Origin of the sequence: Sorangium sp. So ce887 (genome assembly GCF_051521455.1) — a bacterium.
In the GTDB taxonomy this organism is placed as follows: domain Bacteria; phylum Myxococcota_A; class Polyangia; order Polyangiales; family Polyangiaceae; genus Sorangium.
On the sequence record NZ_CP150354.1, the window covers coordinates 7104626 to 7116731 of the forward strand.

General features: G+C 70.5%; 6 protein-coding genes. 4 read left to right on the forward strand and 2 right to left on the reverse strand.

The features are described from left to right. Window positions 1–271 precede the first annotated feature (271 nt). Window positions 272–1303 (forward strand): hypothetical protein, encoded by a 1032-nt coding sequence (locus WMF36_RS26285; RefSeq protein ID WP_437573504.1) that lies wholly within the window; start codon window positions 272–274, stop codon window positions 1301–1303. A 79-nt stretch (window positions 1304–1382) separates the two neighbouring features. Here WMF36_RS26285 and WMF36_RS26290 read toward each other — a convergent pair whose 3' ends face one another. After that, on the reverse strand, window positions 1383–3827 hold the full coding sequence (locus WMF36_RS26290) for an alpha-glucuronidase family glycosyl hydrolase (protein ID WP_437573505.1): 2445 nt from the start codon (window positions 3825–3827) through the stop codon (window positions 1383–1385). A 468-nt stretch (window positions 3828–4295) separates the two neighbouring features. Here WMF36_RS26290 and WMF36_RS26295 point away from each other — a divergent pair, with 468 nt between their 5' ends. The 3 genes from WMF36_RS26295 (at window position 4296) to WMF36_RS26305 (ending at window position 11282) form a co-directional block, all read left to right on the forward strand. Beyond that, window positions 4296–5300, forward strand: coding sequence for a VOC family protein (locus tag WMF36_RS26295; protein WP_437573506.1), 1005 nt, complete (start codon window positions 4296–4298; stop codon window positions 5298–5300). 36 nt (window positions 5301–5336) lie between these two features. Continuing rightward, a complete protein-coding gene (locus tag WMF36_RS26300; RefSeq protein WP_437573507.1) occupies window positions 5337–5624 on the forward strand; it encodes a hypothetical protein in 288 nt (95 codons plus the stop codon). Between the two features lie 129 nt (window positions 5625–5753). Then, on the forward strand, window positions 5754–11282 hold the full coding sequence (locus WMF36_RS26305; RefSeq protein WP_437573508.1) for a DUF4215 domain-containing protein: 5529 nt from the start codon (window positions 5754–5756) through the stop codon (window positions 11280–11282). Between the two features lie 259 nt (window positions 11283–11541). Here WMF36_RS26305 and WMF36_RS26310 read toward each other — a convergent pair whose 3' ends face one another. Continuing rightward, window positions 11542–11967, reverse strand: a complete 426-nt coding sequence (locus WMF36_RS26310; RefSeq protein ID WP_437573509.1) for a bleomycin resistance protein — start codon at window positions 11965–11967, stop codon at window positions 11542–11544. Window positions 11968–12106 lie beyond the last annotated feature (139 nt).

A 12106-nucleotide genomic window follows, 5' to 3' on the forward strand; every position in this document is an offset into this window, starting at 1 on the left:
GGTCCAACCTGGCCAGGCTGCCGGGCGAGCGGCACGGACCCCGCTTTTGATGTAGATCGATCCATCGACGCGTGCGTCCGTGCGTGACGCGGCGGTTTCGCTCCGCCGCGCGAACCGGTGGGAGACAGCGATGGCAGAGACCGATCGAGAGGACGAAACGGCAGCGCGCGTGTGGACCGGAGCCGGTGGGGGCGCTCTCGATGCACAACGGTGGCAGCGCGCGCGTCGTCCGGTCCGGCGGTGGCGCCCAGCTGCATGCGCCCTGACGGGTGTGCTCGCAGCCGGCGCGCTCGGGCTGGGGACCGCAGCCTGCTCGCGCGCCGCGCCGGACCGGTCAGGGACGAGCCCTGTCGAGGCCAGGCCGGTCGCCAGCGCGGCGCCCGTCGCCACCTCCGCGCCCGTCGCCACCTCCGCGCCCGTCGCCAGCGCCGCGCCCGCCGCGACGCCGCGGCCGGGGGCCGCCGCGGGGTGGCGGCTCGAGAGCTCCCTCGGCGTGCAGATCGAGGTCCCGGCCGACTGGGCCGTCAACGACTACGGCTGCAACATGAGCGACAGGCCCACGGTCGTCCGGGCGCAGGGACCCCAGCGCGGGTGCCTGACGCCGGAGAAGCCGACGAAGCAGGTCGCGCAGATCGGCCCCGATTCACCGGAAGCTGTCGAGAAGGGCCCGGAATTCACGCGCCGCGACGCGTCGCTCGGCGGCGTGAGCGCCGAGCGCACGGAGGGGCGGGGCGCGGACGGTCGCCATTTCGGATGGCTGCGGATCCCGTCGAGGCGGATCCTGATCTCGGTCCGGAGCCACGATCCCGAGATCACACGCCGGATCCTCGACAGCGCGCAGCTCGTCAGCGTCGATCACAACGGGTGCCCTGACAGGCGCCCTCCCACGGCACGTCCCGAGGCAACACACCCCGGCGCGCGTTCGGCGATGGCTCCTCGCCACCCGGCATCGATCTCCATCTGCTACTACGGCGCGACAGGCGATGCGCTGCTGACCTCCGCGCGCCTGTCCGGGCCAGAGGCCGCCGCGCTGGCCGCCGGCCTGATCTCGGCGGCGCCCGGACCGAACCCCGACGTCGACCCGAGGGAGTGCCTGCACCCGCCGGCACCGCCCCCGGCAGATGCGGTGTTGCTCGTGGAGGACGCCGCCGGCAAGGGCACGGTCCACGTCGCGTTCTCCGGCTGCACGGGGCGCGGCCTGGACAACGGCGCGCTGCGCGCGCACGTCAACCAGCCGCTGATCCAGCGCCTCATGGGCCCGCTGGGCACCGGCTTCACATTCAACGGCGACCTGGGCCCCTGAACGGCCCGCGGCGCGCCTCCCCGGCGCGCTCGCGGGCTCGTGCGAGCCGGTCGGGCCAGGCCGAGCCGGCCGGCTACGCTCACGGGAGAATGGCCGGGGACGGCTCCCCCGTGTAGACCTGCGAGCAGCGGGGCTTCTTCACGTCGCCTGGGCAGCGGAGCCCCTGGTAGAAGCTCAGCGAGTTCGCCGGGGCGGCGTAGCCGCTCGGGATCTGGAGCTTCGACACCTGGCCGAAGTAGGTGAGGCACGCGTCGCGCCACCAGCGCGCCTCGTAGTGCTGGATCTCCAGGAACTCGGTCACGTTACCGAAGCGCTTTTCGTCGATACGCCCCTTGACCGACTCCCATGCTTCTCGCATGAGCCCCACCTCATCGACGCCGCTGCTGTACTGGTGGACGAGCTCCTCCCAGACCGTCCTCCCCGAGCTCAGCTCGTCCTTCCAGCCGACGCGGTGGAAGAAGAGCAGGAGATCCTCGGGCACCGTCTCCCGGCTCCCGAACTGCTGTCCCACCGGCCCGAAGTACTGGGCGACAGCGTTGCTGCCCGAAGGTGACCTGTCGAAGCCGATGCCGCTCTCGTTCGCCTTGTGATAGTAGACCGGGTTCCACTCGGCGCGACTCAGGGTGTTCGACCATGGGGCCGGCCCGTAGTGATGGTCGTTGCCCATGATGTGGACCAGGCCGAGAGGCGTCATGTAGTCGGCGAGCGCATCGCGGGATTTCATCATCATCTCGACGACCGGCTCTCGAACGACGGGGTCGCTCGAGAAGGTCTGGCGGACCCACTCGTCTGCGATGGCCTCCGAGGAGAGGTCTGGATTCCATGCCAGCCGTCCGAACACGTACCAGTTCGCCTGGTTCATGTGGGACCCGGTCCAGTTCGCGTCGTCACCGACGTTGGCGACGCCCGCGATCGCGGTGGTCGCATAGTCATGGAGGGTGCCGTCGATGACCCGTGCCACGGTCGAGCCCGCGCCGTCCGCGTGGGTGTCCGCCTTGAGGACCTCCTCGAACATCGGCCCGAGATAGGCGAGGTGCGTATCTTCGCCGAGGTACTCCTTCGTGATCTGGAGCTCGAGGACCAAGGGCGTCTTGGGCATGGCTCCAAACAGCGGATGGAACGGCTCTCGGGGCTGGAAATCGAGGGGGCCGTTCTTGGCCTGCACGAGGACGTTGCCCTTGAACTTACCGTCCAGAGGCTTGAACTCCTCGTACGCCTCCTTGATGCGGTCCGGGGGGCTATCGTCCGAGTAGACGAAGGCGCGCCACATCACGATGCCCTTGTGAGGCGCGAGGGCGTCGGCGAGCATGTTGGCGCCGTCGGCGTGGTTCCGCCCGTAATCCTGCGGCCCCGGCTGCCCCTCGGAGTTCGCCTTCACCAGGAAGCCTCCGAAGTCGGGGATCTGCCGGTAGATCTCGTCCACCTTGTTCACCCACCATTGCTTGACGCCGGAGTTGGTCGGATCGGCCGTGTTCAGATTGCCGATCTCGATCGGGGCGCTGAAGCGGGCCGTGAGGTAGACCTTGATGCCATAAGGACGGAAGACATCGGCGAGCGCCTTGACCTTCGTGAGGTACGAGGCCGTCAGGACCTGTGCGTTGGCGTTCACGTTCGTGAGCACGGTTCCATTGATGCCGATGGAGGCGTTGGCCCTCGCATAGTCCTTGTAACGGGGAGAGAGGGTGCCCGGCAGCGCATTCCAGTCCCAGATGGAGCGGCCCGCGTAGCCGCGCTCGACGGTGCGATCGAGGTTATCCCAGTGGTTCAGGATGCGGTTCTCGACCTTGGGAGAGCCGGAGAGCGACAGCTTCGAGAGAGAGCTGTGACTCTGGGCGTGCCGGAGCAGCGCGAAGGTGCCATAGAGCACGCCCACCTCCGTGTTGCCGGCCACGGCGATCACCGATTGACCTCCCACGTCGGCGGTCTCGATGAGGTAGCCCTCGGGGCCCAGGGCTGCGAGGCGCGCGGCGAGCGGCAGGTCTTTGATGATGTCGGCGGTGGCCGTCCCGATCACCACGGCGCCCGGACCGTCGACGGCCGCGCCGGTATCGACCGTCGCGCCGGTCAGGCCGCTCAGGCCTTTGACGAGCTCGGCCTCGGCGATGTCAAGGCTCGCTCCGCTCCCCGACTTGACCACGCGCTTGAAAGCCGCCTGATACTCCCCGAGGCGCCCCGGAATCGGAACTTGCGGGTACCTGAGCCAGAGGTCTGCACCGGTCTCGTCCGGCAGGGAGTCCGGCACGGGATACACCTCGTCGGAGCCCGACTCTCCACCCGTGGTCCCGGTCGAGCCTCCCGTGCCCGTGCCCGTGCCCGTGCCCGAGCCCGTGCCCGTGCCGCCTCCGCTTCCAGGGATGACGCTGCCCGAGCCCCCGACGCCATCGTCGCCGCCAACGCCGCCCAGGCCGGCCCCACCACCACCGGTCGTCCCGTTCGACCCATTGGCGCCGCTCGAGGAGCAGGCGCTTGTGAGCGCGACGCCCAGGAGCCCGACCAGCAGGAGCGGCACCCTCAGGATCGTCATCGAATGGGATCGCCTTGGGGGCGGTCGGCGTGAGCAACTTGAAATCTGATTTTCCGAAGGAGGCGTCATCTGCATCAGCCTTTCCAGTGGAGGTGGCCCAGGGCGAAGGAAAGGCATACCGATTGCGGAAGTCAAGCGTGAACCACGACGCTCGTCTCGGGCTGACATTCGGAGATCGGCGTCACCTTCGCCGCCCTCCAACTCGGATCTCGATGTGACAGAAGATTCCTTGCACGATCCGCTACCCCTGGAAAACAACAGGAACAACTCCCATCCTCTCGTGGCCGGGGACAGCAGCACCGCAGCGCCCGGACTACGGATCTTCCGTGACGCGCGCATGGCACAGGATCGCGCTCGGCGATCGCGGCTCGATCCACGCCGCGCCGTCGGATAGGCTCCGGCGGCGTACCGCCGGTGCCTCCTGCGGCGGTCCCGACAGCCTGAGCTCAGGAGGCGGAGGTGACCTGAATGGGTCGTGACATCGATCACCTGCACCACGTCGGCCACGTCGTGACCGACATGAAGGAAGGGCTCGAGCTGTACCGCCGGCTCGGCTTTCGCCTGTCGCCGCCCGCCTATCCCATGCTGTCGCCCAGGGAGGGCGAGCCTCCACGGCCGTTCGGCGCGGCGAACACCCACGCCAACTTCCCACGCAACTTCGTCGAGGTCGTGAGCTGCGTCCGGGACGACGACCCCGACCGGATCCCGAGCGATGCCAAGCTCGTTCCCATCCAGGCGCCACCCGAGCACCTGCCGCGGCTCACCGAGGCCATCCGCAGGACCGTCGCCAAGATCGCCTCGTGCCTCGCGCGCTTCGAGGGCCTGCACATCCTCGTCTTCAAGACCCCCGACGCCGACGCCGTGGCCGGCAGGCTGAGCTCCGGAGGCATCCGCCACGGGGGCGTCAGCGCGGTTCGACGGCCGGTGGACACCGCAAAGGGACCTCGGATGGAGCCGCTCCGCTTCATCGAGCTCGACAGCGACGCTCCGGAGGACGCCGGGTCGGGCCGCGTGCCCGAGGGGAGGCTCGCGATCGCGGAGAACCCGTCGGCGGAGCTGCTCGAGGCGCAGCTCCACATGGACCATCCGAACGGCGCGGTGGACCTCGTGGACTCCGTGCTCTGCGTCGCCCGGGCGGCGCTGCCCGACGTCGAGCGCCGCTACGAGACGTACCTCGGCCGCCCGGCCCGCGCCGAGGGGCCGGCGCGCGTCTTCGATCTCGATAGCTCCCGCGTCACCCTCGTCGCCGACGCCGATCTGGAGGCGATCCTGCCAGGCGAGCGCGCCCCCGCGCTCCCGGCCTTCGTCGCGTATGCGGTCGCGGTGCGCGACGTCGGCGTCGCGCGAAAGCTCCTGGAGGAGAACGGATTCCCGCTGAGGGCGTCGGCCTCGGGCGACCTCTTCGTTCCCGCCGCGGCGGCGCTCGGCGCCGCGATCCTCTTCCGGAAGGCCGAGGGTCCGAAAGCGGGCTGAACCGCGCGACCCTCCCGGAGCGCGGGATCGGCCGAGATGCAGGGCGTGACCGCGGCGCTCAACGCCCTGCTCGCGGCGCTCGCATTTATTTTGAGCACAAACTATTTCGCGATCTCCAGTCAGAGCGCAAATGTCAAGCGTGAACCGGATTGCGACGCCGGGCGCTCGCTCGTGCCACAGCAGCAGAAAGGAAGCACCGACTCCACCCGGCGCTGCATCGCGCAATGCGCGTCATTCGTCAGCGGAGCTCCCTTGGCGTCCGCCGAGAACGGGTTGTCGTGGCGATGTGCCCGAGTGGAGGAGGATGAAGTAATTTTCGTCTAGAGGTGCGAAGGGCGCCCGGGCTACCCTGGAACAGGGTCGTCCGACTTCCTGCCCGAGCGCATCCGCTCCTGTTCGTCGAGGTGTGTCGTGAGTTTGAGAACGTCTTATCTGGCTTTGGCGGTGGGATTAATGCAAGTAGCTGCCGCCTGCGGAGGGGACGCGCCCTCCACGGGCGACCCCGGCGCAGGCGGCGCGGGGAGCGGCACGAACTCGAGTGGTTCCGGCGGCGAGACCGGGAGCGGCGGCATCGACTTCGCCGGGAGCGTCGGCTCGGGCGGCAGCGGCGGAGAGAGGCCGGATCCCTGCGCCGGCGACGACCCGCCCCCCGAGTGCAACCTGCCCCAGGAGCCCGCCTGCGGCGACGGCGAGATCAACCAGGCCAGCGAGACGTGCGACGACGGCAACAGCCTGCCGGGCGACTGCTGCTCCGGCCTGTGCGAGATCGAGCCCTACTGCGAGTGTCCCACGCCCGGCGCGCCGTGCGTGCTGACCATCGCGTGCGGCGATGGCGTGGTCGATCCGGGCGAGTTCTGCGACGACGGCAACACCGTGGATGGCGACGGATGCAGCGCCGATTGCTACTCGGTCGACCCCTCGTACGTCTGTCCGATGCCGGGCAAGCCCTGCACGCTCCTCTACGACTGCGGCGACGGCCGCGTGAACGGCTCGGAGACGTGCGACGACCGCAACGCGGTGTCCGGCGACGGCTGCAGCGCGGACTGCAAGCGCGAGTCGGGCTTCGCGTGCTCGCGGCCCGGACAGCGCTGCGAGCGCCTGCCGGTCTGCGGCAACGGGGCCAGGGAGACCGGCGAGACGTGCGACGACGGCAACACGGCGAGCGGCGACGGCTGCTCGGGCCTCTGCCGGCAGGAGTCCTTCTACAACTGTCCGACGCCGGGGCAGCCGTGCGAGCTGCTGATCCGGTGCGGCGACGGCGCGGTGGATCCCGGCGAGCTCTGCGACGACGGGAACACGACGGGCGGCGACGGCTGCAGCGCCGACTGCAAGGTGCTCGACCCGCTTTACGTGTGCGCCAAGCCGGGTGAGCCCTGCCTCCTCCTCTACCGCTGCGGCGATGGCCGCGTGAACAACGGCGAGCAGTGCGAGGACGGCGACAAGCCGCCCGCGTCCGGCGACGGCTGCAGCGCCGACTGCATGCGCGAGCCGGGCTACGTGTGCCCGCGGCCCGGGCAAGCCTGCGAGCTCCTGCCCGTCTGCGGCAACGGCCGCCTGGAGAGCGGCGAGCAGTGCGACGACGGCAACACGGCGGGCGGCGACGGCTGCTCCACCCTGTGCCGGCAGGAGGCGTTCTATGCCTGTCCGACCCCGGGGCAGCCGTGCGAGCTGCTGATCTGGTGCGGCGACGGCGACATCAATCCGGGCGAGATCTGCGACGACGGCAACAACGTGAGCGGCGACGGCTGCGCCGCCGACTGCAGCGCGGTGGAGCCGATCTACTCGTGCCCCACGCCGGGCGTGCCCTGCACGCTCCTCTACTGGTGCGGCGACGGCCGCGTGAACGGCTCCGAGCAGTGCGAGGACGGCGACAGCCCGCCCGCGTCCGGCGACGGCTGCAACGCTGACTGCATGCGCGAGGAGGGGTATCAGTGCAGCCGGCCCGGCCAGCCGTGCACGCAGCTGCCCGTCTGCGGCAACGGCCGCAGGGAGGCCGGCGAGGTGTGCGACGACGGCAACACGGCGAGCGGCGACGGCTGCTCGAGCCTGTGCCGGCAGGAGTCCTTCTACAACTGCCCGACCCCGGGGCGGCCGTGCGAGCTGCTGATCCGGTGCGGCGACGGCGCGGTGGATCCCGGCGAGATCTGCGACGACGGCAACACCGCGAGCGGCGACGGCTGCAGCGCCGACTGCAAGGCGGTGGACCCGGCGTACGTGTGCCCCGAGCCGGGTGAGTCGTGCATCCTCGTCTACCGGTGCGGCGACGGCCGCGTGAACGGCGGCGAGCAGTGCGACGACGGCGCCGACCCGCCCGTGTCCGGCGACGGCTGCACGGCGAATTGCCGGCTCGAGGAGGGCTGGATCTGCCGGCCGGGCCAGCCCTGCACCGAGAGGACCTATTGCGGCGACGGCGTGGTGCAGCTCGGCGAGCAGTGCGACGACGGCGGCGAGGCGAGCCCTGTCGGCGGCGACGGCTGCACCTCGCAGTGCAAGATCGAGGTGGGCTGGACGTGCCCGCCGGCCGGCGGCTTCTGCAACCCGCCCCCGCCGCCCGTGTGCGGCGACGGCCGCGTGAACGGCAGCGAGCAGTGCGACGACGGCGGGGAGCCCCCGGCCGGCGGCGACGGCTGCAGCGCCGACTGCCAGCTCATCGAGGACGGCTGGGATTGCTCGCGCGTCGGGTTCCCGTGCAAGACCGTCTGCGGCGACGGGCTCAAGGCCGGCGCCGAGCAGTGCGACGACGGGGATCTCTTCCCGGGCGACGGCTGCGACGACACCTGCCGCATCGAGGCCGGCAGCGTGTGCGACGACGGCGAGCCCCAGGACTGCACGGGCTTCTCCGTCTGCGGCGACGGCGTCCGCGAGGGCACCGAGGCGTGCGACGACGGCAACGGCGACTGGCGCGACGGCTGCACGCCGGACTGCAAGGGCGAGCCGGACTGCAGCGGCGGCGCGTGCATCTCGGCGTGCGGCGACGGCATCCTCCTGCCCGGCGACACCACCGAGCAGTGCGACGACGGCAATACCGAGAGCGGCGACGGATGCTCCGCCGAGTGCACGGTCGAGGCCGGCTACGTCTGCACCGTGTCCCCGACCGAGATGCGGCTGCCGATGGTCCTCCGCGACTTCATCGGCTGGTGCCCGGAAACCTACAACACCGCCACGAGCAACGCCGAGTGCGACGCCAACCTGACGGATGGGATCAACGGGCACTTCGATTTCGAGATCACCCCCAGCGGCACACCGCTGCAGCTCGACGGCACGGTCCAGACGACGCTCGATGTTGACGGCAAGCCCGTGAACCGATTCGGCCCCGGCTCGCTCACGCCGAGCGCCGCGAACGGCTGGACCACGGGGCAGAACAACTTCCGGTGGTGGTACCGGGACAACCCGAACTTCAACCGGACGCTCATCACCACCATCGAGCTGCTCGAGCAGCCCGATGGCAGGTTCCTGTACCAGCGGAACCCGTTCTGGCCGGTGGACCTCGACCCGCCCGGCGTCGTCGATCCCGCGCTCGACAGCTTCGTGACCGACGGGCGGGAGAGGACGCGCACCGACGGGCACAACTTCTACTTCACGAGCGAGGTCCGGTACTGGTTCCAGTTCACGCCGAACGGCGCCGCGGCCGATCCGGTGCTCAGCTTCTTCGGTGACGACGACGTCTGGGTGTTCATCAAGAACACGCTGACCGCGGACATCGGCGGCATCCACGGGCAGGCCCAGGAGAGCGTGACCATCCTCGACAACGGCGACGCCCGCGTGACCCCCTGCACCACCGGCGAAGGCTGCGTGAGCCGCGCCGCGTACCTCGTCGACCTCAACCTCGAGCCGGGCAAGGTCTACGAGATCGCTGTGTTCCAGGCCGAGCGCCACATCACCGGGTCGAACTACCAGCTCACGCTGTCGGGCTTCAGCGCCGGCACGTCGGTGTGCACGCCGCAGTGCGGGGTCGAGGATCCGGTGGTGACGCCGGGAGAGGAGTGCGACGACGGCCCCGAGAACGGGACGGGCTATGGCCAGTGCAACAACTGCCAGCTCGGCGCCTACTGCGGCGACGGCGTGAGGAACGGCCCCGAGGCGTGCGACAACGGCGCCAACAACAGCACGTACGCCAACGCGTCCGGCGCCTGCGCGCCGGGGTGCGTGGCCCCGCCCCGCTGCGGCGACGGCGCGGTCAACGCGCCGTACGAGGCGTGCGATCTCGGCACCGGCAACACCGCGAACGGCTATGGCGGCTGCACGACGTCGTGCGAGATCGGGCCGTCCTGCGGCGACGGCGTCGTCAACGGCACCGAGAGGTGCGACGACGGCGTGAACGACGGCTTCTACGGCACCTGCAACCCGAACTGCACGCCGGCCCCGCAGTGCGGTGACAACCGCGTCGACGCGGACTGGGGCGAGGAGTGCGACAGCGACAGCGACACCAGCTGCGTGAGCTGCCAGCTCGGGGAGCACTGCGGCGACGGCGTGCTGCAGCCGGAGTTCGGCGAGGAGTGCGACGACGGCATCAACGACGGCGGGTACGGCCGGTGCGCGCCCTCGTGCCTGTACGGGCCGCGCTGCGGCGACGGCATCGTCCAGCGCGAGGACGAGCGCTGCGATCTCGGCGAGGGGATGAACACCGGCGCGTACGGCGGGTGCAATGCCTCCTGCAACTACGGGCCGTACTGCGGCGACGGCGTGCGCAACGGCGCCGAGGTGTGCGACGACGGCGTGAACGACGGCGCCTACGGCACCTGCGCCACGGGCTGCACGCCGGCGCCGAGGTGCGGTGACAACCGCGTCGACGCGGACTGGGGCGAGGAGTGCGACAGCGCGGGCGACACGAGCTGCGTGAACTGCCGGCTCGCCTCGCAATGCGGCAACGGGATCGTTCAGCCGCAGCTCGGCGAGCAGTGCGACGACGGCGTGAACGACGGCGGGTACGAGCAGTGCGGCCCTGCGTGCCTGTACGGCCCGCGCTGCGGCGACGGCTTCGTCCTGGAGTCGGAGGAGGCCTGCGATCTCGGCGATGGGCTGAACAACGGCGCTTACGGCGGGTGCGATGCCTCCTGCAACTACGCGCCGTACTGCGGCGACGGCGTGCGCAACGGCGCCGAGGCGTGCGACGACGGCGTGAACGACGGCACCTACGGGACCTGCGCCCCGGGCTGCACGCCGGCGCCGACGTGCGGCGATAACCGCGTCGACACGGAGTGGGGCGAGGAGTGCGACAGCGACAGCGACACGGGCTGCGCGAGCTGCCGGCTCGGCGCGCACTGCGGCGACGGGGTGACGCAGCCGCAGTACGGCGAGGAGTGCGACGACGCCTTCAACGACGGTGGGTATGGCGAGTGCGGCCCCGCGTGCGTCTACGGGCCGCGCTGCGGCGACGGCATCGTCCAGGCGTCGGAGGAGGACTGCGATCTCGGCGATGACGAGAACGGCGGCGAGTACGGCGGGTGCACCGGGATCTGCCAGTACGGGCCGTACTGCGGCGACGGCCTCGTCAACGGCACGGAGACCTGCGACGACGGCGTGAACGACGGCTTCTACGGCAGCTGCCTCCCTGCCTGCACGCCGGCGGCCAAGTGCGGTGACGACCGTGTCGACGAGGAGTGGGGCGAGCAGTGCGATCCGCCGAACGAGGCCACGGGCTGCAGCAACAACTGCCGCCTCGGCGCCCAGTGCGGCGACAAGGTCGTCCAGGCCGGCGAGCAGTGCGACGACGGCGAGAACGACGGCGGCTACGGCGAGTGCGGCCCGCGCTGCCAGCTCGGCCCGCGCTGCGGCGACGGCATCCGCAACGGCACCGAGCAGTGCGACGACGGCGACGGCAACAACACCGGCGGCTACGGCAAGTGCGCGCCGGGCTGCGTCTACGGTCCGTACTGCGGAGACGGCAAGCTGCAGAGCCTCTACGAGGCGTGCGACGACGGCAACCGCGTGAACGGCGACGGCTGCAGCCTGACCTGCCAGCACGACGGCATCCCGAACTAGCCCGTCGCGAGCGGACTCGCGGGGCGCAGGCGTCGAAAGAGGCCTGCCCCCGCGAACCCGGCCGGCCCCGCCCCGAGGGGCGCGGCAAGCAAAAACCGCTGCTCATCGCCTTCCTGAACCACCTGCTCGAGCTCGACGAGACGCACCGGATCGTCTCGATCGAGCAACCGCCCCGGCGACCACGATGTCACCTGGCATCAGCAGGCTCGTGCGAGGACCATGTTCCAGGACCCGCGGACGGATGCCGCGATCGAGAGGGTCAGGACCGCCGGGGGCGCTGACCGAGGCTGGTGAAGAACCGCAGCAGATAGCCGTCAGGGTCGGCGACGACGAACTGGCCGTTGCCTGCCTCCGTGTCGCCCGTGCGGTACCATCTCTCCTCGAAGGGGAGGACGATCTGGAAGCCGCCTGCGCGCACGCGCTCGTACAGGCCGGTGACATCGGCGATCTCGATCTGGAAGTTCACGCCGCGGCCGTAAGGATGCTCCAGCGGCGCCGTGCGGAACCTGCGGCCCGGCCCCGCCCCCTCTTGCAGCATGAGCTGCGCGCCTTCGAGATCGAGAAAGGCGAACTTCTCCTCGGGTCTCTCGAACAGCAGCGTGCAGCCGACGACGCCGATGTAAAAGCCGAGCGACGCGCCGAGGTCCGCCACGTCGAGCTCCGGAATGATCCTCTGTCCGCTCATCGTCCTTCTTCCTTGACCTTCCCGCCGAACGCTGTGCCAGCTGCATCTCAAGTGACATCGTGGTCGGGGTTGAGCGCCGCGCGTGGACCGGTCGGCGCTCGCCCCCGGCGGCAAGCTCGCCCTCGCCGTCTTGCCCGGT

Excerpts from the sequence above, each read along its gene's own strand:
- WMF36_RS26290 (WP_437573505.1), bottom strand. The coding sequence starts at position 3,827 with ATGACGATCCTGAGGGTGCCGCTCCTGCTGGTCGGGCTCCTGGGCGTC.
- WMF36_RS26300 (WP_437573507.1), top strand. The coding sequence starts at position 5,337 with ATGCAGGGCGTGACCGCGGCGCTCAACGCCCTGCTCGCGGCGCTCGCA.
- WMF36_RS26310 (WP_437573509.1), bottom strand. The coding sequence starts at position 11,967 with ATGAGCGGACAGAGGATCATTCCGGAGCTCGACGTGGCGGACCTCGGC.
- WMF36_RS26305 (WP_437573508.1), top strand. The coding sequence starts at position 5,754 with ATGCAAGTAGCTGCCGCCTGCGGAGGGGACGCGCCCTCCACGGGCGAC.
- WMF36_RS26295 (WP_437573506.1), top strand. The coding sequence starts at position 4,296 with ATGGGTCGTGACATCGATCACCTGCACCACGTCGGCCACGTCGTGACC.